This window comes from Frigoribacterium salinisoli (assembly GCF_054781095.1).
In genome coordinates, this window is the sequence record NZ_BAAGVB010000001.1 from 867,350 (window position 1) to 891,640 (window position 24,291).

The 24,291-nt window shown below is 73.8% G+C and carries 17 protein-coding genes and 1 tRNA gene; 9 read left to right on the forward strand and 9 right to left on the reverse strand.

Annotated features, from left to right (window positions below; all coding sequences use genetic code 11):
* Positions 1 to 31: 31 nt before the first annotated feature.
* The 3 genes from ACYVHQ_RS04055 to ACYVHQ_RS04065 all read right to left on the reverse strand — a co-directional run bounded on the left by ACYVHQ_RS04055 (position 32) and on the right by ACYVHQ_RS04065 (position 5,387).
* Positions 32 to 1,732, reverse strand: a complete 1,701-nt coding sequence (locus tag ACYVHQ_RS04055) for an ABC transporter substrate-binding protein (RefSeq protein WP_460510851.1) — start codon at positions 1,730 to 1,732, stop codon at positions 32 to 34.
* A gap of 235 nt (positions 1,733 to 1,967) precedes the next feature.
* Entirely contained in the window at positions 1,968 to 2,855 is an 888-nt protein-coding gene (locus tag ACYVHQ_RS04060; RefSeq protein ID WP_460510852.1) for a LacI family DNA-binding transcriptional regulator, read from the reverse strand.
* Between the two features lie 72 nt (positions 2,856 to 2,927).
* Entirely contained in the window at positions 2,928 to 5,387 is a 2,460-nt protein-coding gene (locus ACYVHQ_RS04065; RefSeq protein WP_460510853.1) for a glycoside hydrolase family 2 protein, read from the reverse strand.
* A gap of 105 nt (positions 5,388 to 5,492) precedes the next feature.
* On the opposite strand from ACYVHQ_RS04065, the gene ACYVHQ_RS04070 reads away from it, so the two are divergent.
* From ACYVHQ_RS04070 to ACYVHQ_RS04080, 3 genes are all read left to right on the forward strand, one after another.
* Complete coding sequence (locus ACYVHQ_RS04070; protein ID WP_460510854.1) at positions 5,493 to 6,734, forward strand: ROK family transcriptional regulator; 1,242 nt, start codon at positions 5,493 to 5,495, stop codon at positions 6,732 to 6,734.
* A gap of 122 nt (positions 6,735 to 6,856) precedes the next feature.
* On the forward strand, positions 6,857 to 8,824 hold the full coding sequence (locus ACYVHQ_RS04075) for a BCCT family transporter (RefSeq protein WP_460510855.1): 1,968 nt from the start codon (positions 6,857 to 6,859) through the stop codon (positions 8,822 to 8,824).
* A gap of 144 nt (positions 8,825 to 8,968) precedes the next feature.
* A complete protein-coding gene (locus ACYVHQ_RS04080; RefSeq protein WP_460510856.1) occupies positions 8,969 to 9,409 on the forward strand; it encodes a hypothetical protein in 441 nt (146 codons plus the stop codon).
* 38 nt (positions 9,410 to 9,447) lie between these two features.
* On the opposite strand, the gene ACYVHQ_RS04085 is transcribed toward ACYVHQ_RS04080, so the two are convergent.
* Positions 9,448 to 11,073 (reverse strand): ABC-F family ATP-binding cassette domain-containing protein, encoded by a 1,626-nt coding sequence (locus tag ACYVHQ_RS04085; protein WP_460510857.1) that lies wholly within the window; start codon positions 11,071 to 11,073, stop codon positions 9,448 to 9,450.
* A 146-nt stretch (positions 11,074 to 11,219) separates the two neighbouring features.
* Between ACYVHQ_RS04085 and ACYVHQ_RS04090 the strand changes: the two genes are divergently transcribed.
* Positions 11,220 to 12,200 (forward strand): bifunctional methionine sulfoxide reductase B/A protein, encoded by a 981-nt coding sequence (locus ACYVHQ_RS04090; protein ID WP_460510858.1) that lies wholly within the window; start codon positions 11,220 to 11,222, stop codon positions 12,198 to 12,200.
* 184 nt (positions 12,201 to 12,384) lie between these two features.
* Positions 12,385 to 17,145, forward strand: coding sequence for a lamin tail domain-containing protein (locus ACYVHQ_RS04095; RefSeq protein WP_460510859.1), 4,761 nt, complete (start codon positions 12,385 to 12,387; stop codon positions 17,143 to 17,145).
* Positions 17,146 to 17,197: 52 nt separating this feature from the next.
* Here ACYVHQ_RS04095 and ACYVHQ_RS04100 read toward each other — a convergent pair whose 3' ends face one another.
* Entirely contained in the window at positions 17,198 to 17,848 is a 651-nt protein-coding gene (locus ACYVHQ_RS04100) for an IMPACT family protein (protein ID WP_460510860.1), read from the reverse strand.
* A gap of 92 nt (positions 17,849 to 17,940) precedes the next feature.
* Between ACYVHQ_RS04100 and ACYVHQ_RS04105 the strand changes: the two genes are divergently transcribed.
* Both ACYVHQ_RS04105 and ACYVHQ_RS04110 read left to right on the forward strand, forming a co-directional pair.
* Positions 17,941 to 18,450 carry a DUF427 domain-containing protein gene (locus ACYVHQ_RS04105; protein WP_460510861.1) on the forward strand — a complete coding sequence of 170 codons (510 nt, stop codon included), beginning with the start codon at positions 17,941 to 17,943 and terminating at the stop codon, positions 18,448 to 18,450.
* Between the two features lie 48 nt (positions 18,451 to 18,498).
* The gene (locus ACYVHQ_RS04110; protein WP_460510862.1) at positions 18,499 to 19,899 is read left to right on the forward strand and encodes a serine hydrolase domain-containing protein; all 1,401 of its coding nucleotides are present in this window, start codon (positions 18,499 to 18,501) and stop codon (positions 19,897 to 19,899) included.
* Positions 19,900 to 20,125: 226 nt separating this feature from the next.
* Here ACYVHQ_RS04110 and ACYVHQ_RS04115 read toward each other — a convergent pair whose 3' ends face one another.
* Positions 20,126 to 20,314 (reverse strand): hypothetical protein, encoded by a 189-nt coding sequence (locus ACYVHQ_RS04115; RefSeq protein WP_460510863.1) that lies wholly within the window; start codon positions 20,312 to 20,314, stop codon positions 20,126 to 20,128.
* Between the two features lie 161 nt (positions 20,315 to 20,475).
* On the reverse strand, positions 20,476 to 20,919 hold the full coding sequence (locus ACYVHQ_RS04120; protein WP_460510864.1) for a hypothetical protein: 444 nt from the start codon (positions 20,917 to 20,919) through the stop codon (positions 20,476 to 20,478).
* A gap of 182 nt (positions 20,920 to 21,101) precedes the next feature.
* On the opposite strand from ACYVHQ_RS04120, the gene ACYVHQ_RS04125 reads away from it, so the two are divergent.
* Positions 21,102 to 21,398, forward strand: coding sequence for a hypothetical protein (locus tag ACYVHQ_RS04125; protein ID WP_460510865.1), 297 nt, complete (start codon positions 21,102 to 21,104; stop codon positions 21,396 to 21,398).
* 287 nt (positions 21,399 to 21,685) lie between these two features.
* Here the strand turns inward: ACYVHQ_RS04125 and ACYVHQ_RS04130 are convergent.
* Positions 21,686 to 21,761, reverse strand: a tRNA-Val gene (locus ACYVHQ_RS04130).
* A gap of 124 nt (positions 21,762 to 21,885) precedes the next feature.
* Here ACYVHQ_RS04130 and ACYVHQ_RS04135 point away from each other — a divergent pair.
* Positions 21,886 to 23,496, forward strand: coding sequence for a threonine/serine exporter family protein (locus ACYVHQ_RS04135; RefSeq protein WP_460510866.1), 1,611 nt, complete (start codon positions 21,886 to 21,888; stop codon positions 23,494 to 23,496).
* An 85-nt stretch (positions 23,497 to 23,581) separates the two neighbouring features.
* Here the strand turns inward: ACYVHQ_RS04135 and ACYVHQ_RS04140 are convergent, their stop codons facing one another.
* Complete coding sequence (locus tag ACYVHQ_RS04140; RefSeq protein ID WP_460510867.1) at positions 23,582 to 24,055, reverse strand: peroxiredoxin; 474 nt, start codon at positions 24,053 to 24,055, stop codon at positions 23,582 to 23,584.
* Between the last annotated feature and the right edge of the window lie 236 nt (positions 24,056 to 24,291).

The following is a 24,291-nucleotide window of genomic DNA, read 5'->3' on the forward strand; positions in this document are numbered from 1 at the left end:
GTCGCGCTCGGACGCTCCTCCTCGGTCACGGTCACTCCCCGGTCGGCTGGAGCCGCTTGAACACCTGGGCGTTGTCGGGCGAGGCCCAGATCGCCGGGAAGGCGTAGAGGTCGTCCTCGGTCGGCCACCCGGTGAACTTGGACGCGTGGAACTCGCTCGTCGTGCCACCGGTGAGGACGGGGATGTACGGCATCTCCTCGACGACCTTCGCCTGGATGGCGTCGAAGTGGACCTGGCGCGCCGCCGTGTCCTCGGGGTCGATGCCGGTCAGCGCGGCCAGTGCCTGGTCGACCTCGGGGTCGCTGAAGCGCGAGCGGTTGCTGGGGGCGGACTCCCCCACCGGAGCCGTGTAGGCACTGTTGAAGTACTGCTCGTAGAGGTAGTACGGGTCGGAGACGGGCCCCTGGCCGAGGGCGTCGATGGCGAGCTCGAAGGTGCCCTTGACCTGCTTGTCGGTCCACTCGTTCCACGACGACTGCGCGGCGTCGAGGCCGATGCCGGCCTGCCGGAGCTGCTGCGCCATGGTGTCGATCGCGGTGATGTAGTCGGTCCAACCGGTCACGACCTCGACCGTGAGGGTGAGCGGCTCGCCGTCCTTGGCGTAGATGCCGTCGGCCCCCTTGGCCCAGCCGGCGCCCTCGAGCAGCTCGGCGGCGCGGTCGACGTCGGGCGTCGACGGGGCGACGGGCTCGGCGACGGCGGCGCTGATGAGGTCGGACTGCGTGGTGGTGAGCGCGAAGGTGGGCGAGACCTCGCTCGCGGTGTCCTGGAAGGCCAGGCTGTTGACCTGGTCGCGGTTCAGGGCCGCGTAGATCGCCTGACGGACGGCGGGGTCGGTCTGCGGGCCCTCGCAGCCGAGCTCGGCCTCGGAGCAGGTCACGAGCGCGACCTGGTTCTGCGGGATCGTCACGGCGTCGTAGCCGGGGTAGTTCTCGCTGACGTTCTGGATGTCCGGCACGGGGCCGGTCTGCCAGTCGATGGTGCCCGCGGCGAGGGCGTCGGCTCCCGCGGTGTTGCCCGAGAGCGACAGGTAGCGGACCTGCTGCACGGCGGGCTCGCCGTCCCAGTAGTCGGCGTTGGCGGCGAGGGTGAACGCCTGCGGCTTGAAGTCCTCGAGCGTGAAGGGGCCGGTGCCGACCGGCTGGGCCATGACGTCGGTGGCGGGGTCGACGTCGGCCCAGAGGTGCTCGGGGACGATCGACGTGCGGCCGAGGAAGGTGGGGGCCTTGACGTAGGCGGGCTCGTCGAAGCCGAAGACGACCGTCGTGTCGTCGGTGGCGGTGACCGTGCCGGCGAAGCCGCCCGTGTTGACGGAGGGGTTGGCCAGCAGCATCTCGAACGTGAACACGACGTCGTCGGCGGTGAAGGCCTCGCCGTCGGACCAGGTCGCGTCGTCGCGGAGGCTCACGGTGAGCTCGGTGCCGTCGTCGTTCCACTCGTACGCGGTGCCGAGCAGCGGGACGTACTCCTCGGTGTTGACGTTCGTCACGAAGAACAGGGGCTCGTAGATGGAGCCGATGCCGCCGATGGAGGAGGGCGAGAAGGGGTTGAAGTTGGCCTGGTAGTCGCCGGCCTGGCCGGTGTACACGACGAGCGTGTCGGAGGCGCCGGAGCTCGAGCCGCCGCCGGAGGAGCACCCGGTGAGGACGAGCGTGAGCGAAGCGGCCGCGGCCGCGCCGGCGACGAGCGCCCGACGTGCGGTGCGGCGACCCTGAGGAGGACGGAGGAACATCGTTGATCCTTTCCCTGGCACGGCCGGACGGCAGTGCTGACGACGTTGTCACGAGAGCACGGGGCGCTCTGCGACCCCATTCTTAGACCACTAAAGAAAGGACGTCAAGGAAGTATCCGCACGCATGGGTCGGGTCGGGGCGACCGGGGGCCAACCACGAGGGCAGGGGCAGGAGGGCCGAGGGCGAGCACCGCGAGGACGGGGGCCAGCACGCACCCGCCGAGGTCGCGGCAGCTCAGCGGGCCGCGGGCGGTGCCGTCGTGGCCCGCACCACGACGCGCGCCCGGCCCGCGACGACGGTCGCGGGCCGCCCCCCGGCCATCAGGTCGAGCAGCGCACGACCGGCCGCGGCGCCGAGGGCGGGCACGTCGCGACCCACGACGCTCAGCGCCGGCACGGCGAGCTGGCAGGGCGGCGAGTCGTCCCAGGCCAGCAGCGACACGTCGCGGGGCACCGCGAGGCCCAGCTCCTCGGCGGCCCCGAGGCCGCCGAGGGCCATCGCGTCGTTGTCGTAGACGACGGCCGTCGGACGGTCGACCTCGCTCAGGAGCTCCCGCGTCGCCTCGCGTCCACGACGCGTCGTGTAGTCGCCGTCGAGCGAGCGCCCGGAGGCGCCGAGCTCGAGGAGGGTCGCGTCGAAGGCCTCCGTCCGGACCCGCGTGTGCCACAGCTCAGCAGGACCCGCGACCCTCCCGAGGGAGCGGTGCCCGAGCTCGACGAGGGCGCGCACGGCCGTCCGCATCGCGGCGGCGTCGTCGACCTCGACCCGCGCGGCGCCGCGGGGGCCGTCGGCGTGGCCGAGGACGACCGTGGGCGTGCCCAGTCGTTCGAGCAGGGGCAGCCGAGGGTCGTCCTGCACCACGTCCATGATCACGGCTCCCCGCACCCCGCCGAGCCCGGCCCAGCGCACGAAGCACGCGAGCTCCTCGTCGCGGTCGGCGACGAGCTGCAGGAGGACGTCCCCGCCCGAGCGGGTCACCTCCGCCTCGAGCCCGGCGAGGAACTCCGTCCGGAACGGGTCCAGCCCGGCGCTGAACGGGGCACGGCGCTGGGCGACGCCGACGACGGGCCGCTCGCCCCTCGGTACGGGGCGTCCGGGGGCGGGGGCGGTGGAGCGGGGCACGGGGGCATGCTCCCACAGGCGGGGGCCGGGGCGCGCGGGGACGACCCGCGCCTCCCGGTGCCCCGGCCCCGCTCAGCTCGGGGGCAGCAGGTCGCCCGCGTGGCGCACGACGTCCGCACGGGTGAAGGCGGCCGCGTCGGTGCCGCCCGGGGCGCGCACCCGGAACTCGGCGCCCTCGCCCGCGAGCAGCGTCACCAGGCCGCGGTCGACGACGGCGGCGGGGTCCACCCGGTCGACCAGGAGCGTCACGTCACGGGCGTAGGACCGGGCGACGACCGTGACGACGACCTCGTCGCCCTCGCGCCTCGCCTGCACGTCGAGGGGCGACCGGTCGAGGTGCTGGTCGACGACCTCGGCCGGGTCCCAGATCGTGCGCCCGACCCCGAAGCCGGGCAGCTCGACCACGAGCACCTGCGTGGCGGCGTCGAGCGCCAGCAGCGCCTCCGGCACGGGCACCTCGACGCTCGAGCGCGCCTCGACGGCGACCTCGAGCGCGGCCTCCTGGCGCACCGTCCCGTCGTGGTCGGTCACCCGCAGCGTCGCGGTCCCCGTCCACGGCTCGGGCTCGTCGTTCGCGAGCACGAGCGCACGACCGGAGCCGCGGGGCTGCACCGAGGCCAGGCGCGGTTCGTAGACGGCCCTGAGAGCGTGCCACAGCGGCTTGCGGTGCCCGGCGAAGTCGACGGCCGCCCACGAGACGACCGGCCAGTCGTCGTTGAGCTGCCAGACGACGACGCCCGTGCAGAGCGGCCCCAGCGACCGGAAGTGCTCGATGCCGAACCGGACGGCCGCGGCCTGGTTGAGCTGCGTCGCCCAGTGCCAGTCCTCGATCGTCGCCGGCACGGGCAGGTGGCCGTGCAGGCCGCGCTCGAGCTTGCCGTTGCCGTCGTCCGCTTTCTGGTGGACGAGCATCTCGTGCCCGTACGGGTCGAGCGGTTCGTCGTGGACGACCGCCGTGAGGGTGGACCACGCGGGCGGCCCCTGGAACCCGAACTCCGAGACGAACCGGGCCCGGTACTCGCCGTACGCGGTGTAGTCGCGCTCGTTCCAGACGTCCCACACGTGCAGGGTGCCGTGCGAGGGATCGTTGGGGTGCACGCCGTCGCGGAACGAGAACGGGCTCCCGGCCGAGTAGGGCCTCGTGCCGTCCACCTCGGCCACGAGGCGCGGCAGCAGGTCGAGGTAGTAGCCCTCGCCCCAGGTGCGGTCCCCGAGCTCCTCGCGCCAGCCCCAGTCGAGGTGGCCCCACAGGTTCTCGTTCGCGCCGTTCCAGATCGCGAGCGAGGCGTGCGCGCTCAACCGGGCGATGTGCTCGCGCGCCTCCGCCTCGACCTCGACGGCGAGCCAGTCCTCCTCGGCGTAGGCCGCACAGGCGAACGGGAAGTCCTGCCAGACGAGCAGCCCGGCCTCGTCGCAGGCGTCGTAGAAGTCCTCGGACTCGTAGATGCCACCGCCCCAGACGCGCAGGAGGTTCATGCCCGCGTCGACCGCGTCGCCGACGCGGCGTCGGTACCGGGCGCGGTCGACCTCGGGCAGGAAGGCGTGCTCGGGGATCCAGTTCGCGCCTCGGACCTGGACGACCTCGCCGTTGACCTTCAGCACGAAGGGCGTGCCGTGCTCGTCGGGCGTGGTGTCGAGCTCGACGGTCCGGAACCCCACGCGGCCCGACCACGTCGCGGCGTCGGTCCCGGGCAGCGCCACCTGCACGTCGTAGAGGGGCTGCTCGCCGTGCCCGCGCGGCCACCAGCGCTGCGCACCGGGCACGACCAGCCTCAGGCGCGCCGCCTGCTGGCCGTGCTCGACCTCGAGCTGCCCGACGACGTCGCCGACGGTCACCTCGACCAGCTGGCCGGAGGCGCCGGTCGCGCCCGCCGGATCGGCCCACTCGAGCGCGACCCGTGCGTCGAGCACGCCGTCGCCGTCGACGACGTCGACGAGCGGCCGGACCGACGCGACGCGCACGCCCGACCAGGACTCGAGGCCGATCGGGCGCCAGATCCCGCTCGTGGCCGCGTCGATGCCCCAGTCCCAGCCGAAGTCGTAGGCGGCCTTGCGGAGCATGTTGAAGTGGTGGTGGTTGACGTGGGGCAGGGCTCCGTGCTCGGCGGCACGGGCGTCGACCTCGGGCACGGGGGCCGCGAACGTCACGACGAGCTCGTTCTCACCGTCGACGAGCGCGGGTCGGACGTCCCAGCGCCAGCTCCGGTGCTGGTTCTCGGTCTCGGCGACGAGCGCCCCGTTGAGCTCGACGCGCGCGACGGTGTCGAGCCCGCCGGCGACGAGGTCGTGGCGGTCGGACCCGTCGTCCTGCCAGGTGAACGTCGTGCGCCAGCGCCACACCGTGTCGCCGATCCACTGCTGCGCCGCCTCCGCGTCGCCGTCGAAGGGGTCGGTGATCTCGCCCGCGGCGAGGAGGTCGGTGTGGGCGGTCCCCGGCACGGTGGCCCGCAGTCGTCGACCGCGCAGGGCCTCGGGCACGGGGCCCGAGACGGCCTCGACGGTCCAGTCGGTGGTGAGCGGTGTGGTGGTCATGTCAGCCCTCGTCCGGTGGGAAGGGCGGCGCGGTGGAACCGTGACGCCTTTGTCAATCGACTTGAGAAAGTCGGCTCCGCCTACGATACCGGCGGGAGGCACCACATGAGCAAGCCCCGGCCGCTGTCGGCCGCACCGACGAGCCGCGGTCTCGTCTTCGACGTCATCCGGGCCCGCGGGCCCGTGAGCCGCGTCGAGCTCGCCGGACTGACCGGCTTCACGCAGGCCACCATGTCGACCGTCGTGCGCCAGCTGCTCAGCGACGGCCTCGTCGTCGAGGCCGGTCGCCGGGAGTCGACCGGGGGCAAGCCCCGCGTCCTGCTCGACATCGACCCCTCGGCCCGGCACGCGGTCGGGGTCCAGCTCGGCGCCGACGCCGTCACGGTCGTGCTGACCGACCTCGGCGGGAGCGTGGTGGGCCGCCTGCGCACCTCGGGCGTGTGGGGCGAGGCGCCGCGAGCAGCGGTCGACCGCATCGGCGACGCCGTCCTGCGGTTCCTCGACGGGCTCGGCGTCCTCGTCGCCGACGTGTCGGGGCTCGGCCTCGTCACCCCGGGGCCGATCGACCTCCGCACCGGGAGCATCCTGGGCGCTCCCCCGCTCGAGGCCTGGGCCGGCTTCGCCCTGGCCGACGCCGTCGAGGCCGTGACGGGACTCGACGTGGTCCTCGACAACGACGCGACCGCGGCGGCCGTGGGAGAGTGCTGGACGGGCACCGTCGGCGACTCCCGCGCGCACGCCACGGTCTACTTCGGCGCCGGCATCGGCGCCGGCATCGTGCTCGACGGCGTGGTGCACCGGGGCGCCAGCTCGAACGCGGGCGAGCTGGGGCGCATGACCACGCGTGGCCCCGGGCCGCTCGCGCACCGCGTCACGGTCGAGCAGCTCGCCGGTCCCGTCAGCGTCGCCCTGGCGGCGCGGGCCGCTCTCGACGCGGGCGAGAGCGCCTCGTTCGCACTCGACGGCGCGGGCGACCCCTTCGCCGACTTCGCGGTCGTGGCCTCGGCCGCCGTGCACGGCGACCCTCTGGCCGCGCGCCTCGTCGCCGCCTCCGCCGACCACCTGGCGAACGCCGTCGTCTCGATGGCGAACCTGCTCGACCTCGACTCGGTCGTGCTCGCCGGGCCGTCCCTGTCGACGGCGGGCGCGCTCTACCTCGACGTGGTCAGGAGGCGCACGGCCGAGGACTTCTTCCCGCGCGGCCGGCACGGGGTGCGGGTCGAGCTCTCCCCCTCGGTCGCCGACGCCGCGGCGATCGGTGGCGCGGCGCTCGTCCTGCAGCGCGAGGTCGCGTCGCGCACGACGGCGCTCGCCGGACCGGCGGCCCGGCGCCCGGCGTCGCCCTGACGCTCCGACGCTCCGACGCCGCGACGCCGCGACGCCGCGAGGCTCCGTCGCTCCGAGAGCGCGGTGCTCGACGCGGGGGCCCGATTGGGCCGTGGCTCCCATCCGTCGGAGAATTGCCCACCATGCAAGGAAACGAGCACCATCCCCGTCCGTCCGGCCCGGCCGACCCCTCCCGACCCGCCCGCAGCGGTGGCGCGCGCCGCCTCGTGCGCGACTTCACCGAACCACCGCCCAGCGGCGTCCACCCGGCGCTGATCCCGGGCCTCGGCGTCGAGCAGACCGGACGAGTCTTCCGCACCGACCGCGTCGTCTTCGGCGTCGCCCTCGTCTTCACCGTCGCGTTCCTCGCCTGGGGCGTGCTGGGCGGCGGCACGCTCGCGTCCACCGCGAGCTCCGTCCTCGGCTGGGTCATCGAGTACACGGGCTGGTTCTTCACCTCGATCGCCACGGTGATCCTGGTCTTCATGCTCTGGGTCGGCTTCGGCCGCTTCGGGCGCATCCGCCTGGGCCGGGACGACGAGGCGCCCGAGTTCTCGATGTTCTCGTGGATCTCGATGCTCTTCGCCGCGGGCATGGGCATCGGCCTGGTCTTCTGGGGCGCCGCCGAGCCGTTGACGTTCTTCGAGAGCCCGCCGCCGGGCACCGACGAGGCCGAGACGGTGGAGGCGATGCACACGGCGCTCACGCAGGTGCTGTACCACTGGGGGCCCCAGGCGTGGTCGTTCTACGCGCTCATCGGCGGTGCCATCGCCTACGGCGCCTACCGTCGCGGCCGCACGCCCCTCATCTCGTCGATCTTCGCGCCCCTGCTCGGCGAGGACCGCACGCAGGGTCCGATCGGCAAGACCATCGACGTCTTCGCCATCATCGTCACCCTCTTCGGCACGGCGGCCTCGCTCGGCCTGGGTGCCCTGCAGATCGGCCACGGGGTCGAGCTCGTGACGGGCATCGGCGCGGCGGGCAACGCCCTGCTCGTCGGCGTCATCACGGTCCTCACGATCGCGTTCATCATCTCGGCGGTGTCGGGGGTGTCGCGCGGCATCCGGGCGCTGTCGAACATCAACACGGTCATGGCGCTCCTGCTCGCGCTGTTCGTGTTCTTCGTGGGCCCCTCGATGTTGATCCTCGACGTGATCCCGTCCGTGGCGGCGCAGTTCGTGGGCGACCTGCCGATGATGATCGGCCGCTCCGGCTCGCAGGGCGAGGAGGCGCAGGCCTTCCTCTCGGGCTGGACCATCTTCTACTGGGCCTGGTGGATCTCGTGGTCCCCCTTCGTGGGCATGTTCATCGCGAAGATCTCGCGCGGTCGCACGTTGCGCCAGTTCGTCTCGGTGGTCGTGCTCGTCCCGTCGATCGTCTCGTTCATCTGGTTCGCGATCCTCGGCACGACGGCCATCGACCAGCAGATGAACGGTGCCGACCTGCCGAGCAGCCCGCCCGAGGAGGTCCTCTTCGGCATGTTGGGCAGCTTGCCGCTGGCGGGGGTCACGACGGTCATCGCTGCCGTGCTCGTCGCGATCTTCTTCGTCACGGGCGCGGACTCGGCCTCGCTGGTCATGGGCACGCTCTCTCAGCAGGGCCGCCCCGAGCCGTCCCGCTGGGTGACGATCGTCTGGGGCGTGCTCGTCGGCGCCATCGCCGCGGTGCTGCTCGTCGCGGGTGGTGAGGAGGGCGCCGGCCTGAGCGCGTTGCAGAACGTGACGATCATCGCCGCGCTGCCGTTCGCGATCATCATGGCCTTCATCATGATCGCGTTCACGAAGGACCTCCGTCGCGATCCGCTGATCCTGCGCGACCAGTACGCCGAGCGGGTGGTGCGCCACAGCGTGCGCAACGGCCTCGAGGAGTACGGCGACGACTTCGCGCTGGTGCCCACCGCCTACGACCACTCGCAGGACGACCTGGCCTGGGTCGAGCACGACGCCGACGAGGCGCTCAGCGCGTCGTACGCGGCGGCGGAGGCCGATGCGGCAGGGGCCGACCCGGCCGAGGCCGACGCGGCAGGCACCGATGCGGCGACCGACGCCGACGACGCGACCGTCGCCGAGGGCGCTGCCCCCGGCAGCCGCACGGAGGGCGACCGGGACTGACCTCCTGGCACCCACCCCCGAGGGCGCCCCGCCCGGCGAGAGCCGGCGGGGCGCCCTCGCTCGTCCGTGAGGGGCAGGAGGCGTCCCTTGCCACGGGCACCCCGCGCTGCCAGCATGGGCGCCACGCGACGGAGGGACGACCACATGGCCGACGACGGGCTGAGCGCGGCGGAGCGCGCCGCGGTGAAGCAGCGTGCCGCCGAGGTGCGCGCGGAGGCGCGCCGCCAGAAGGCCGCCGACAAGGTGGCGGCTGCCGCCCGGGACGCCGACGAGGCCATCGCCGCCCTGCCCGACGAGGAACGCGCCCTCGCCGAGCGCGTGCACGCCCTCGTGGCCGAGCACGCCCCGCGCCTGGCCCCGAGGACGTGGTACGGGTTCCCGGCCTACGCCCGCGAGGACGGCACGGTCGTCGCGTTCTTCCAGCCCGCGACGAAGTTCGGCACGCGGTACTCGACGCTCGGGTTCCAGGACGGCGCGCGGCTCGACGACGGCAGCCTGTGGCCGACCTCGTTCGCGATCACGGCGATGGACGCCGCGGCCGAGGCGACCGTCGTCGACCTGCTGCGACGCGCGGACCCGGCCTGAGCCTCCTGCGCGCCCGGGACGACCGGCGCCGGTGAGCCTCAGACGGCGCTGAGCTCGAGCTCGCCGACCTCCGCGCCCTCGGCGCCGAAGACCAGGCGGCGGTTCGCGACCTTGTCGCTGAAGAACCGGTCGTGGCTCACGACGACGACCGCGCCCGGGAAGTGCACGAGGGCGCGCTCCATCACCTGCGTGCTCGCCATGTCGAGGTGGTTCGTGGGCTCGTCGAGCAGCAGCACGCTCGCCCCCGAGAGGAGGCACTGGGCCATCGCGACACGGGCGCGCTGACCGCCGGAGAGCGCGCCGAGGCGCTGCTGCAGGTCCGCCTCCGAGAACTGGAACATGGCGAGGAACCGCGCCACCGACTTGCGCGTGGCCCGCAGGGCGAGGCTGTCGGGCATGGCGTTCACCGCGTGCGTCACGGTGTCGGCGTCGTCCAGCTCGGCCAGCACGGCGTTGTACGACACGACGCGCGCTCCTCCGGCCCAGTCGACGTGCCCGCGGTCCGCCTTCTCCGACCCCTCGAGCACGCGCAGCAGCGTGCTCTTGCCGCTGCCGTTCGCGCCGACGACCACGAGCCGGTCGCGCTTGCGCACCTCGAACGAGAGCCCGTCGAACAGCGTCTTGTCGCCGTACGCCTTGCCCAGGCCGTCGACGCGGCAGAGCACGTCCTTGACGTGCAGCCCGCCGTAGATCTCGGTGATGATCTGGTCGACGGGGCGCGGGGCCCGCTGCTTCTTGACCTTCGCGAGGTCCTTCGTGAGGCCGGTCGCGCCTCCTGACCGGGCCGCCCGCGCCGCCTTGGCGGCCTCGCGCCGGTCGCTGATGCCCTCGGCCTCGAAGGCGAGCAGCTCGTGCTCGTGGGCGAACTGCTGCTCGATGGACTTCAGCCTGAACTGCTTCTGCACGACGTACTCGGCGAAGGAGCCCGGGTACTCGTGCAGGTGGAACGCCTCGACCTCGACGATGCGCGTGACGACCGCGTCGAGGAACTGCCGGTCGTGCGAGACGACGATCGCGGCACCACGGAAGTCGCGGAACCACTGCTCGAGCCACTCGACGCCGGCGACGTCGAGGAAGTTCGTCGGCTCGTCGAGCAGCAGCACGTCGGGCTGCTCGAGGAGGATCTTCGCGAGGGCAGCCCGGTTGCGCCAGCCGCCGCTGAGGTCGTCGATGGGGCTCGCGCGGTGCGCCTCGTCGAAGCCGAGCACCGTGAGCGCGGTGTCGATGCGGCGCGGCACGTCCCAGCCGTCGAGGCGGTCCATCTCGGCGAAGAGCTCCGACTGCCGCTCGATCAGGCGCATGAGCTCGTCGCCCTGGTCGGGGTCGACCGCGGCGAGCGCGATGGCACCGTCGAGCTCGGCCAGCTCGCGCTCCCTCCCCCGCACCTCGTCGAACAGCTCCTCGAGCACCTCGGTGACCGTGCGCGTGCCGTCGAGCTCGCTGAACTGGGAGAAGTAGCCGAGACGCAGGCCGTCCTCGACGGTGACGGTGCCCTCGTCCGGCTGCACCTGGTCGAGCACGAGCTTGAGCAGCGTCGACTTGCCCGAGCCGTTCCGCCCGATGAGGCCGACGCGGTCGCCCTGCTCGAGACGGAAGAACGCCTCGCGCAGCACGGGGCGCTGCTCGAAGCGGACGGTGACGTCGTTCAGGCGCAGGAGGCTCATGGCGCCAGTCTCGCAGGGAGCGCCCGGCACGCGGCGCAGGGCGGACAGGGCGGACGGGGCGGAACACCCGCGGGGGCTCGTGCGTTGCACCCCCTGGAGCCGACCGCACCACTCCGGGTGCGCGACCGCTCCGAAGAGGAGGCACCATGACGACCCCGTACCGCAAGGACCCCGACGCGCTCGCCCGGCTCACGCCCGGCCAGCGCCGCATCGTCGAGGGCGGCGGCACCGAGCCCGCGTTCCGCAACGCCTACTGGGACTCCACCGAGCCCGGCATCTACGTGGACGTGGTCTCGGGCGAGCCGCTCTTCGCCTCCGTCGACAAGTTCGACAGCCGCACCGGGTGGCCGAGCTTCACCCGACCGATCGACCCCGAGCACGTCGTCGAACGCCGGGAGGGGCTCTTCTTCCGGCGCACCGAGGTCCGCTCGGCGGCCGGCGACAGCCACCTCGGGCACGTCTTCACCGACGGCCCCACCGCCGCGGGCGGGCTCCGCTACTGCATCAACTCGGCGTCGCTCCGCTTCGTCCCCCACTCCGCTCTCGAATCCGAAGGATACGGTCGCTACATGACGCTCTTCTCCCCCGAGTCCACCCCCGCCCCGAGCGGGACCACCGAGACCGCGATCCTCGCGGGCGGCTGCTTCTGGGGCGCCCAGCAGCTGCTCCGTCGTCGGCCGGGCATCGTCTCGACCCGCGTCGGCTACTCCGGCGGCCACGTCGCGAACGCCACCTACCGCAACCACGCGGGGCACGCCGAGGCCGTCGAGATCGTCTTCGACCCGGCGCTGACCTCGTACCGCGAGGTCCTGGAGTTCTTCTTCCAGATCCACGACCCGTCGACGAAGGACCGTCAGGGCAACGACATCGGCGACAGCTACCGCTCGGCGATCTTCTACACGAGCGACCAGCAGCGCGACGTCGCGCTCGACACCATCGCCGACGTCGACGCCTCGGGCCTGTGGCCCGGGAAGGTCGTCACCGAGGTCAGCCCGGCGGGCGACTTCTGGGAGGCCGAGGAGGAGCACCAGGACTACCTCGAGAAGCAGCCGAACGGCTACACCTGCCACTTCGTGCGGCCCGGCTGGGTGCTGCCGAAGCGCGACCAGGCGGTCAGCGCGAGCTGACGCCCCGCCGCCGACCGACGACGCCGGTCGGGCCCGCACCTCGGGCCCGACCGGCGTCGTCGTGTCCGGCGCACGAGCCGCGAGCAGCGAGCCGCCCTCACCCGACACTCGTCGTTCATCCCCCGGTCGCGCGGGCGCCCTAGGTTCGCAGGGCTCCACCCGTCGATCCCAGGGGACCCACCGCATGCGCCGCAGCACCGCCACCCTCGCCGCCTCCGCCCTCGTGGGCGCCCTCGTCGCCGGGGGCGCGGCGCCGGCCCTGGCCGCGCCTCCTGTGGGCGACGTCCTCGTCACCGAGATCGCGCCCGACGGCGTCGGCGCCGACGACTTCGAGTACGTCGAGGTCGTCAACACGACGGAGGCGGACGTCGTGCTCGGCGAGGGCGGCGTCTCGCTCGCCTACACGTACGTCGACTCCGACGACCGGACCCGCGACGTGCCGCTCGCGGTCCCCGCGGGCACGGTGCTCCCGGTCGGCGTGCCGGTCGTGCTGTGGCTCACGTACACCTCGGGCAGCGTCGACTCCTCGGCGCGCACGGTCGACGAGTTCCGTGCCGCCTGGGCAGGGGCAGGAGGCGCGCCCGCGTCGTACCCGGTGGTCCCGGTCACGGGCCAGCCCGGCATGGCCAACGGCGGTGGCCGCGGCATCCGCGTCACGACCGCCGACGGCTCCGCGGTCTCGTGGTCGTTCTACCCGAGCGGCTCGGTCTCGGCGGGCACCGTGGCGCAGTTCGGTCGCCCGGCCGATCCCGCGCAGCCCTCCGCGGCGCTCCTCGCGTCGAGGGCCACCCCGACGCCCGGCGCCGTCGACCCCGCGCAGCTCGGCCTGCCCGCGGCGCCCGTGCCAGCCCCCGGCGACCCCGAGCCCACGCCCGACCCGACCTCCGTGCCGACGCCCGGTGAGCCGGCGCCCACGCCCACGCCCACGGCGGGGCCGACTCCGGGGCCGACGGAGGCGCCGACGCCCGTGCCGACCCCGACCTCGACGCCCGTGCCGACCACGCCGTCGCCCGGACCGGTACCGCTCCCCGACCCGGACCTCCTGGCGGCCCCCCTGCAGATCACCGAGCTGCTGCCCGACTCCACCAACGTGGGCAGCGCCGACGGCTACGAGTTCGTCGAGCTGTACAACGGCAGCGACCGTGCGCTGGACTTCTCGGACTACTCGCTCCGCTACCTGTACCCGGTCGACGAGACCCAGAACTCGTCCACGGTGCTCTGGCCGTCGACCCCGCGGGAGGCGATGATCGAGCCGGGCGGCACGCTCGTGCTGTGGATCGAGAACGGTCAGAACGGCGCCCTCACGCACGCCGACTTCGACGCGCACTTCGGTTCGTCGCTCGCGGAGGGGCAGCTGCTCGAGGTCGCCTCGGCGGGCATGGCGAACGGCTCCGCCCGCGGCATGGAGATCGTGACGAACGCGGGCGTCGGCCTGAACCGCGCCTACTACAACCTCGTCGCCGGCCAGGACGACGTCGACCCCGATCAGGGCGTCCAGTACGGCGCTGACGCCGCCGACCCGACCAAGCAGGTGCTGCTGCGCACGGCGCCCGCGAGCCCCGGCGTCGTCACCGCCGATCAGGTGCCCACGGGCCTCGTCGTGTCGCCCGTCGACACCACCGCGCCCGTCGTCGTCGACCGCACCGCCGCCTCGGTGGACGACCCCGCGCAGGACTTCGACGTCCGCTTCACCGTGACCGACGACGTCGGCGTGCGGACGGTCCGCCTGACGGCACAGAACGACGTGGACGCCTCCCCCGTGGTCGTCGACCTCGTGGGCACGCACGCCGACCCCGCCGACACGGCCGGTCCCCGCGACACCTACACCTGGTCCGTGCCCGGCGTGGACCTCTACGGCAAGCGGTGGCTGCGGTACTCGCTCGAGGTCGTCGACGGCTCCGGCACGACGACCACCGAGCCCCGCACGGTGCCGATCAGCGGGCGGGACGACGCCCCCGTGCGGCTGAACGTCGCCGAGGGCCAGGCCGTGCGCGGCACGGTCCCCGTGGCCGCGGCCGGTTCGGCGACCCCGCCGGACGTGCGGCTCTCGATCGACGGCGAGCCCGTGACGGACGTGTCGCGCGCGCTCGAGCGCGAGGCCTACTTCGCCTTCGAGGCGGGTGGCGTCAACACGTTCTTCCGCAACGGCGTGCTGCTCGGCGACGACGTCCTCACGATCTTCGACGACGGCATCTTCGAGGGCGTCGAGACGATCCCGACCGAGGTCCCGCTGGGCGCCGTGCGCCCCGGGCAGCCGCTCACCCTCAGCGTCTGGGCCGGCACGAAGGCGGCGCCGGAGATCAGCCCCGAGAACAACGACGACTTCACGATCCAGAACCTGCGGCTCGTGCTCCCCGACGGTCGCACGCTGCGCCCGGCCGGGTACGACGACCCGGCGCGGGTGCTGCAGATGGGCGACAGCACCGGCAAGCTCGACGTCTACGACGCCGTGTTCGACGTGCCGGCCGATGCCTTCGGGGCGCTGTCGCACGCCTGGGACACCACGACGGTCCCCGACGGCACCCACACGGTCACGGCAGCGACGGGCACCGACGCAGGAGGCGCGACGACCGTGTCGAGGCGCGTCCTGGTCGACAACACCGCGCCCGTCGTCGCGACCGACGTCGAGCAGGGCCGCGAGTACCGCGGCGAGTTCCTGCTCACGGGCACCGCGACCGACCCGGGCTCGGGCCTCGAGACGTTCACCACGACGTTGGACGGCGAGCCCGTGCAGCTGCCCTTCCGTGCCTCCTCGGTCGACCTGCCCGGCGGCGAGCACGTGCTGTCGCTGACCGCCACCGACGCCGTGGGCAACGTCACCGTCACCGAGGTGCGCTTCACGACCCCGGTCGAGCGGCCGAGCGCGCAGACCGTGACCCCGGTCGACGGCGCCGAGGTGACCGAGGGCGAGGTCGAGCTGCGGGCGCGGGTCGACGACCCGAGCGGCGACGCCCTGCGCGTCGACGTGTCGCGCGGCTGGGAGCTCGACGCCGAGAACGGCGGCGTGACGAGCCGCTCGGGCACGACCGACGTCGCGACGCAGGTCGACGGCGAGACGTCGGCGTCCGCCGCGGGCGCCCGAGCGCTCAGCGCCGACGAGGTCGCGGCGATCGGCGGGGTCGACGGGGTCGACACCGAGATCAGCTCCGACACCGCCCTGCCGTACCAGGTCTTCGACGTGGCGGTGCCCGCCGAGGCCGGTCCCGACCACCTCACGAAGCTGACCTGGACGGGCTCCGCCGACACGGGATCGAAGGTCCTGATGTACGTCCGTGACGTCGCCACCGGCGAGTGGCAGGAGGTCGACCGCTTCGTGACGGTCGACCCCGACGACGTCGAGTTCGCCCTCACCGCCACGGTCCCCGCGGCCGGGCACGTCGCGGCGGACGGCACCCTGCAGGTGCTCGTGCAGCACTCGGAGGGCTTCGCCGGTGCGCCCCGGTCGACGCGCGAGACGCCCGTCACGCCCGCGAACGCCGCGGACACGCCACGTTCGTCGTACGACTTCACGCTCGCCTGGGAGTCGGACACGCAGTACTACAACTCCGACCCGGCGAACCACGAGCACCAGGTGGCGATCCACGACTACCTGCTCGCCGAGCGCGACGACCTCAACCTGCAGTACCTGTTCCACACGGGCGACATCGTCGACGACGGCACGGTGGCCGAGCAGTGGCAGCGCGCCGACGTGCAGTACGACCGCCTCGACGCGGCCGGGCTCCCCTACGGCGTGCTCGCGGGCAACCACGACGTCGACCAGAAGAACGACGACTACACGGGGTACTCGCAGTGGTTCGGCGAGGACCGCTACGCGGGCAACCCCTGGTACGGCGGCAGCCACCTCGACAACCGCGGCCACTACGACCTGGTCAGCACGGGCGGCGTCGACCTGCTGGTGCTGTCGATGGGCTGGGCTCCCGGCGACGCCGAGATCGCCTGGATGAACGAGGTCCTCGCGCAGTACCCCGAGCGCACCGCGATCATCAACCTGCACGAGTACATGCTCACGACGGGCGGCCTCGGGCCGGTCCCGCAGCGCATCTACGACGAGGTCGTCGCGACCAACCCGAACGTCTCCATGGTGATGAGCGGGCACTACCACGACGCCTTCACGCGGTACGACCAGTTCGACGACGACGGCGACGGTGCGCCCGACCGCACGGTGACCCAGATGCTCTTCGACTACCAGGGGCTGCCCGAGGGCGGTCAGGGGTTCCTCCGCCTGCTGCACTTCGACAACGTCGGCCAGCAGATCACGGTGCGCACGTACTCGCCCTCGCTCGGCCGCTACGACTCGGACGACCCGTCGCTCGAGCTGCAGCACCAGGAGTTCACGATCCCCTACGCCATCGCCGGCCTCGACCCGCACGCGGCGACCCTCCGCACGAACGCCTTCACGGCCGAGGTGCAGTCGACGCAGCTGATCGGCTCGGTCGCCGACGTCCCCAGCGGCACCCAGACGACCGTCGCCTGGCCGGACGCGCCCCTCGGCGACCTGGGCTGGTACGTGACGGCGACGGACCCCTACGGCGCCGTGGCCCGCTCGGGCGTGAGCACGCTCCGCGTCGTGCCCGCCGCCGTCGAGCCCGAGCCCGTGCCCGAGCCTGCGCCGGGCGACCCGGTCCCCGGCGACCCTTCCCCGACCGATCCGGCGCCGACCGAGCCCGCGCCCGTCGACCCGGCACCGAGCGACCCCTCGGCGCCCCCGGCCGTGCCTGTCGAACCCGCGGCCCCGGGCGCAGGAGGCCCGACCGGCCCCGGCGCAGGAGGCGCACCCGGCATCGAGGGACCGGGCACGGCCACCGTCGCGGCTGGTGACGAGCGCGACCGGCTCGCGTTCACCGGAGCCGACCCGGGCCTCCTGCTGCTCGTCGGTCTCGGTGCGCTGCTGGCGGCGACGGGCGGGGTCCTCGTGGCCCGTCGCCGACGGCGCGCGCGGTCCTGAGTCCGGCGCGGTCCGGGCGGCACGGGTCTCCCGTCGCCCGGGCCGCGGCACGTCAGCGCGGGGCCAGGTCGACGACGCGCTCCTCACCGAGCACCGGCAGGAGGGCCCCGGCGGACTCCGCGGCGAGGTCGGCCCGGAGCCGCTCGATCCCGGGGTCGGGCACCCACAGCTCGAAGGACGCCCGCTGCCCGTACGTGACGGGGCCGAGGGTCGCGTCGTGGTGCCGCACCCACTCGCGCAGGACGTGCTCGAGCCGACCCGCGTCGGCGTGCGGCACGTCGAACGTCACCTGTCGACGCGACGCCCGTCGGACGAGGGTCGCGCGGTCGAGGGCCTCCGACGTCGCCGTCGAGTAGGCGCGCACGAGCCCGCCGGCGCCGAGCTCGATCCCGCCGAACCAGCGCGTGACGACGGCCACGAGATCGGTGAGGTCCCGGCGGCGGAGCACCTCGAGCATCGGGACCCCTGCCGTGCCGGAGGGCTCGCCGTCGTCCGAGGACCGCGCCTGGTCCGCGAGCGCCCCCGTCACCGTCGCGGAGCAGTGGTGGTTCGCGTCCCGGCCGCGGCGCCGCGCGTCGGCGACCACCTCGTCGGCCTCCCGCGTGCTCGCGACCGGCACGACGCGGGTGAGGAAGCGCGACTTCCGCACCACGGTCTCGTGCTCGACGGCCGCGGCGATCGTCGACGGGTAGGAGCGGGTCACCCGTCGACCCTAGGTGGTGCGCGCACGGCGCCGGGAGCCGACGTCGCGGGGCGCCGCCCGGCACGTCCAGTCGGACGGAGGAGACTGCCCCCATGAGAGCGAAGCGCGAACCCGTCCGCCCCGAGCAGCCCGGACCGGGGCAGGAGTCGGTGTGGGACTACCCGCGTCCGCCGCGCGTCGAGGCGAGCACCGAGCGCCTCGTCGTGCGCCTCGGCGGGGCCGTGGTCGCGGACGCCACGGCGTCGTTCCGCGTCCTCGAGACCAGCCACCCGCCCGTCTACTACCTGCCCCGCTCCTCCTTCGTGCCCGGGGCCCTGGAGCCCGCGGGCGGCTCGAGCACGTGCGAGTTCAAGGGACGGGCCCGGTACCTCGACGTCGTCGGGGGCGGCGAGCGGGCCTCCTCGGCGGCCTGGACCTACCCCACGCCGTGGCCCGGCTACGAGATGCTCGTCGACCACGTCGCCGTCTACCCGGGACGCATGGACTCGTGCGCCGTCGACGGCGAGCTCGTCGAGCCGCAGGAGGGCGACTTCTACGGCGGCTGGGTGACGTCGCGCGTCGTCGGCCCGTTCAAGGGAGCCCCCGGCACGCTGGGCTGGTGACCCGGTCCGCGAGGCCTGGACGGCGGGTCCGGGACTAGCCTCGGCGGCATGACCATCGCCGCCCTGCCCACCAGTGCCCCCTCCGCCCAGGGCGTCGACGCCAGCGGCATCCTCGCCTTCGTCGACGGGCTCGAGTCCACGCCGGGCGTCGAACCGCACGGCCTCGTCGTGGTCCGGCACGGCTCGGTCGTCGCGCAGGGCTGGTGGTCGCCCTACGCGGCCGACCGCGTGCACCTGCTCTACTCGCTGAGCAAGAGCTTCACCTCGACCGCCGTGGCCTTCGCGGTCGAGGAGGGCCTGCTCGGCCTGGACGACACCGTCCTCAGCCACTTCCCGGAGCTCGACGCCGACGTGACCGACCCGCGCAGCCGGTCGATGCGCGTCCGCGACGTGCTCGCCATGTCGAGCGGGCACCTGACCGAGGCCCTCGACCGGGCCCTGCAGGCCGACCCCGTCGACCTCGTCCGCGGGTTCCTGCTCACGCCGCCCGAGGCCGAGCCCGGCTCCGTCTTCGCCTACAACCAGCCCTGCACCTACGCCGTCGCGGCCATCGTGCAGCGCACCTCCGGGCTGTCGCTCACCGAGTACCTGCGCCCTCGCCTCTTCGAGCCGCTCGGCATCGGCGAGGCGAGCTGGCAGCGCGACGGCAACGGTCGCGAGATCGGCTTCAGCGGCCTCCACGCGCAGACCGAGGCCGTCGCGCTGCTGGGCCAGCTGTGGCTCCAGCGGGGCGCGTGGCAGGGCCGGCAGCTGCTGCCCGCCTCCTACGTGGAGGAGGCGACCCGGGTCCAGGTGGCGAACCCCGACGAGGCGAACGCCGACTGGAGCCAGGGCTACGGCTTCCAGTTCTGGAGGGCGCGCCACGGCTACCGCGGCGACGGCGCCTACGGCCAGTTCTGCGTCGTGCTGCCCGAGCACGACGCCGTCGTCGCCCTCACCGGCCAGTCGGTCGACATGCAGGCCGTCCTCGACCTGGCCTGGACGCACCTCCTGCCCGCCCTCGACGGCCCGGGCGACGAGGCCGCGGACCAGGCGCTCGCGCAGCGCACCGCCGCGCTGGCCTTGGCGCCCCTGGAGGACCAGGCGGGCGCCGATGAGCTGCGAGCAGGCTCCTTCACGCCCGCGCTGTCGAGCGAGCAGCCGACCTTGACCGCGGTCGAGCTCGCGGGCGACGGGTCGTCGTGGCGCCTGCTGCTGCACGAGGGCGACGCCGCGCTCGAGGCCGACCTCGTCCTCGGCGGCTGGGCCGTCACGGGAGCCCTCGCGGTCACCGCGGGCCGGCACGGGGCAGCCCTGCACGTCGACGTCGTGTTCGTCGAGACCCCGCACCGCCTGCACCTCGTGCTCGAGGGTGACTCGGCCGACGTCCGCTGGGAGACGACGCCGTTGCACGCGCCCGCCCTGCACCAGCTGCGGGCCCCGCGCCCGGGCGAGGTCGCGCCGCTGTAGCGGACGACGACGGCACCACCGCCCACCCTCGTCTGCAGGGGGGGCCGTGCCGTGGGGCTTCGCAGCCCCGCGTCTCCTCCACGATCGCTCTCCCCGACGGCTGTGCTCGCCCGGGTCCGGGTCCGGGTCCCTGGTGCCTGCGAGCTGCCTCGCCCATCAGCCGTCCGCAGGACGCGCCGCGGAGGACGGCGCCCCTCCCGCCAGTTCACCTCCTGGCAGGCCCGATCTACCCGCGGGGGCAGTGCCCGCTGGTGCCGTAGCAGGGCGGCGGGTCGTCGCGCGGGGCTCGGTCCACGACCCGGTCCCGGCTGTCGTAGTACTCGCGGATGTACTGGATCTCGAGGTCCCGGGCGGCGTGGTCCCGGGCGAGAGCGACGGACGCCGCGGAGATGCGGAGCGGGCAACGCCGGCGCACGTGCGGTCCCTCGCGACGTGTCGATGACCGGCACAGCGGTGCGCCGGGCGAGCTTGACGGCGGCCGGCAGGGTGACGAGCCGGCCTTCGCCGGCGTGCTCGCGTTCCCCGGCGTGCCCGCCGAAGACGCAGACGCTCTCCGCGGCGCCCGTGGCACGCGGTTCAGCGCGAGCCGCCAGAGGCGTACGGCGCGCGCACCAGCAGGTGGTCGCGGAGGACGGTGTCGCCCTCGCTCCGCTCCGGCGCGCCATCGGGGTGCCACGACACCGTCGGCACGCTCCTCCCGCTGAGGCCCAGGCCGTCGCCGTCACCGCTCGTGCAACCGATGATCGGCTGATCGGGAGCGTCGAGGGGCATCGACAGGATGCAGAAGTCGCCGCCCTCGTCGCGGCCAGCCCAGAAGCGCGCCCCCTCCGCCTCGCCCAGCAGCCTCGACGTCGACGGCTCGATCGGCCCCCCGTCCTCGAGGGAGGACAGGTCGGGCAGCGCGTCCTCGGCGACCTGGGGCTCGTCCAGCAGGGCTTGCGTGCTCGAGGTCGCACAGCCGGCGAGGACGAGCGTGCAGGCCAGAGCACCGAGAGCGGCGACGGACTTCTTCGTCATCATGTCGCCAGTGTGGCCGCGATCGCCCTCTGCTGGCTAGGGCACGAACGGAGCGACGCACGCCCTGGGCGCTCTATCTTGCACAGGCTGTCCGGCATCACGGGACGTGCTCCTACGACCCGTCGTCGCCCCGCACCCTGAGGGAGTCGCCGTCGCGCTGTCCCGCAGCGCCCTAGGGTCGGGCCATGCCCCGCACACGCCTGCTCCGCAACACCTCCGTCGCCCTGGCCGTCGTAGCCCTGGTCGCAGCAGGGGCCTGTGCCTTCGCGACAGCGGCTGCCGGGTACGGTGCGCCCGTCTTCCCGTCGCTCGTGCCGGTGGGCGTCGACATCGTCGAGACCAAGGAGCAGTACGGGACTCAGCTGCTCGCGCAGGAGGTCGGGCGCACGGCCGCGACGTTCACGGTCGTGGCAGCCCTCGCTGCTGTAGTCACGTTCGCCCTGTTCCTGCGTGCCCGGCGCCGGACCGAGACGGCTCCTTGACGAGGACCAACACGCCCCGCCGTCGAGCGCCCCTTCCTCACCGTCGAGGTCGTCTCCTCCTCGAGTCGGAGGCGGCGAGCCCTGCGCGTTCGCCACGACGAGGTCGTGACCGACCACGCCGCGGGGACCCGTTCCGATGCCCCCGCGACAGACGCAGCGGAGGGGCCCGCGGACGAGGTCCGGCACGCTGACAGGTGGTGGCGGTCGCGACACCGACACGGGGCGCGGACCGAGGAAACGGCGGAGCGCTCAGCTGCTGCCGATCGCGTGCCGATCCGGCACGTCCGTGGTGGGCCCTGCCGGGCTCGAACCGACGACATCCACGGTGTAAACGTGGCGCTCTACCACCTGAGCTAAAGGCCCCGGCGGCCGCAGCGGCCGGACGCCCCACGATACCCGTCCGGCGCCCGATCGCCCGCGACGAGCCGCACCGCAGGCGACGCGCCGGGCACGGGCGGCTCCGGCACGCGGCAGATACGCTGCCCCCGTGCGCCCGCGAAGTCTCCTCAGCCAGGTCTCCCGGAAGCTCAGCGGGCAGGGCCCCGCCAGCCCCGTGAGCCGCCGCACCCAGCGCGCCCTGCTGGCCGAGCGGACCGTGCGCAGCGTGCTCGAGCTGGCCGTCCGCGTCGGCGAGACGCTGCTCTCGCTGGGGGCCGCCGCCACCGACGTGACCGAGGGCATCCGCCGCGTCTGCCGTGCCTTCGGCATCGAGTGCGCGGTCGACCTCACGTTCACATCGATCCTCGTCGTCCACGACGGCGGCGACGACTCCCCCGGCGTGAGCGTCCTCCGTGTCGTCGAGGTGCGCACCGCCGACTACGAGCGCCTCGCCCGCGTGACGGCCCTCCTGCACGACCTCACGGAGGGCCCGCGCGAGGTGCAGCAGGTCTCCGACCTGCTCGACGACGCCGAGGCCCGCGACACTGCGCGGCACGACGTCGAGGACGCCCACGCCCGCCTCGACGCGATCCTCGTCGAGCCCCACCGCTACCGCCGCGGCGTCGTGACGCTCGTGCTCGCCGTCATGGCGGCCGGCGTCGCGCTGCTGCTCGGCGGCGGCCCGCTCGTCGTGGTCCTCGCCGCCGCCACCACCGCGCTCATCGACACGGCCACGCGGGCACTGCACCGCTGGGGCCTGCCGCCGTTCTTCCAGCAGATCGCCGGGGCGGTGATCGCCACGTCGGTCGCGGTCGGACTGCTGGCCCTGCTGCCCAGCCTGCCGGTCGAGTTCGCGAGCCTGCCGCCCTCCTTGGTCGTGGCCTCCGGCATCGTCGTGCTCCTCGCCGGGATGTCGCTCGTGGGCGCCGCCGACGACGCGATCAACGGGTTCCCGCTGACGGCGAGCGGTCGCCTGCTCGAGGTGGTGCTGCTCACCCTGGGCATCGTCATCGGCATCGGCGCCGTGCTCGACGTGGGCCGCACCCTCGGGGTCGAGCTGGTCCTCGTCGACTCGTACGCGCGGCCCTGGCCCGCGGGCGTGCAGGTGCTGGGCGCCGCCCTCGCCGCCGGCGCCTGGGCGGTCTCGTCGCACGCCCCTCCCCGCGCCGCCCTCGTGGCCGCCGCCGCGGGCGCCGGAGCGTGGCTCGGCTACGACACCCTCACCGGCCTCGGGAGCGCTCCCCTGGTGGCCAGCGCCGCGCCCGCCCTCGTGCTCGGGCTCGTCGGCGAGTGGCTCGGCGACCGCACCCGCGTGCCCGCCGGGGTGACCACCGTCTGCGGCATCGTCCCCCTGCTGCCCGGCCTCATGATCTACCAGGGCGTGCTCGACCTCACGTCGGAGACCCCCGACGCCGGCGGTACCCAACAGCTGCTGCAGGCGGGCATGGTCGGCGTCGGCCTCGCCGGGGGCGTGACCCTCGGGCGGATCCTCTACCGCCGCCTCCGGACGCCCGTCGCCGTCGTCACGCGCCCGGTGCGCAACCGCCGCCGTCGGGTGCGCGGGGCCTCCACGACGTTCGGCACGGCCGTGCTCACGGACGCCCTCGTCGAGCAGATCGACGCGCAGCCCGAGGTGCTCGTCGAGGAGACGGCGTCCGACGTGCCCGCCTTCACGGACGACGGCACCGGCCAGGGCACGTGGGTGCGCGCCGACGACTGACCGCGCGAGGCACCGACGGTCAGGAGGCCCGCCCGGCCCGCTCAGGAGGCGCGCCCGGTCCCGTCAGGAGGGGCGCCCGGCCCGGTCAGGCCGTCTGGGGCACGAGCACGTCCAGCGCCTCGCGGTAGTCCTCGAGCGATCGGGCCTGCCCCGGTTCGGTGAGGAAGTGCTGCCGGATGGTGCCGGCCGTGTCGACGACGAACGTCGCCCGGGTCGCGAAGCCCTTGTTCTCGAGGAACACGCCGTACTCGCGGGCCACCTCGCCGTGCGGCCAGAAGTCGGCCAGCAGGTCGAAGTCGTAGCCCTCGCCCTCGGCGAACGCCCGCAGCGTCGCCTTCGAGTCGACGGAGACGCCGAGCAGCTCGACGCGGGCGTCGCGGAACATCGCCAGGTTGTCGCGGAGGTCGCAGAGCTCCTGGGTGCAGGTGCTCGAGAACGCCAGGGGGAAGAACACGAGCGCCACGGGCTTGACCCCCCGGAAGTCGGACAGCCGCACGCGTTCGCCGAACTGGTTCGGCAGGTCGAAGTCGGGTGCCTGCACGTCGTCCTGCAGCGCCATGGTCGCGTTCCTTCCGCGTCGGCCAGGGTGGCCGGCGTCTGACACGGTCAGCGATCCTACGCCCGTCGCGGCCGGTCGCGGGCGTCGTCCTCCCAGCGTGCACGGACCTCCTGCGCCCGCCGGAGGAACTAGGGTGGACGCGTCAGGTGAGCGTCCGCGCGTGATCCGCGCGACGTGCCCGGCGTGCCTGTCCACCACACGCAGCGTCCCGGCGCTGTTCAGCACGAAGCTCCCCC

Excerpts from the sequence above, each read along its gene's own strand:
- ACYVHQ_RS04110 (WP_460510862.1), top strand. The coding sequence starts at position 18,499 with ATGACCATCGCCGCCCTGCCCACCAGTGCCCCCTCCGCCCAGGGCGTC.
- ACYVHQ_RS04105 (WP_460510861.1), top strand. The coding sequence starts at position 17,941 with ATGAGAGCGAAGCGCGAACCCGTCCGCCCCGAGCAGCCCGGACCGGGG.
- ACYVHQ_RS04140 (WP_460510867.1), bottom strand. The coding sequence starts at position 24,055 with ATGGCGCTGCAGGACGACGTGCAGGCACCCGACTTCGACCTGCCGAAC.
- ACYVHQ_RS04065 (WP_460510853.1), bottom strand. The coding sequence starts at position 5,387 with ATGACCACCACACCGCTCACCACCGACTGGACCGTCGAGGCCGTCTCG.
- ACYVHQ_RS04085 (WP_460510857.1), bottom strand. The coding sequence starts at position 11,073 with ATGAGCCTCCTGCGCCTGAACGACGTCACCGTCCGCTTCGAGCAGCGC.
- ACYVHQ_RS04080 (WP_460510856.1), top strand. The coding sequence starts at position 8,969 with ATGGCCGACGACGGGCTGAGCGCGGCGGAGCGCGCCGCGGTGAAGCAG.
- ACYVHQ_RS04055 (WP_460510851.1), bottom strand. The coding sequence starts at position 1,732 with ATGTTCCTCCGTCCTCCTCAGGGTCGCCGCACCGCACGTCGGGCGCTC.
- ACYVHQ_RS04095 (WP_460510859.1), top strand. The coding sequence starts at position 12,385 with ATGCGCCGCAGCACCGCCACCCTCGCCGCCTCCGCCCTCGTGGGCGCC.
- ACYVHQ_RS04075 (WP_460510855.1), top strand. The coding sequence starts at position 6,857 with ATGCAAGGAAACGAGCACCATCCCCGTCCGTCCGGCCCGGCCGACCCC.
- ACYVHQ_RS04125 (WP_460510865.1), top strand. The coding sequence starts at position 21,102 with ATGCCCCGCACACGCCTGCTCCGCAACACCTCCGTCGCCCTGGCCGTC.
- ACYVHQ_RS04120 (WP_460510864.1), bottom strand. The coding sequence starts at position 20,919 with ATGATGACGAAGAAGTCCGTCGCCGCTCTCGGTGCTCTGGCCTGCACG.
- ACYVHQ_RS04070 (WP_460510854.1), top strand. The coding sequence starts at position 5,493 with ATGAGCAAGCCCCGGCCGCTGTCGGCCGCACCGACGAGCCGCGGTCTC.
- ACYVHQ_RS04090 (WP_460510858.1), top strand. The coding sequence starts at position 11,220 with ATGACGACCCCGTACCGCAAGGACCCCGACGCGCTCGCCCGGCTCACG.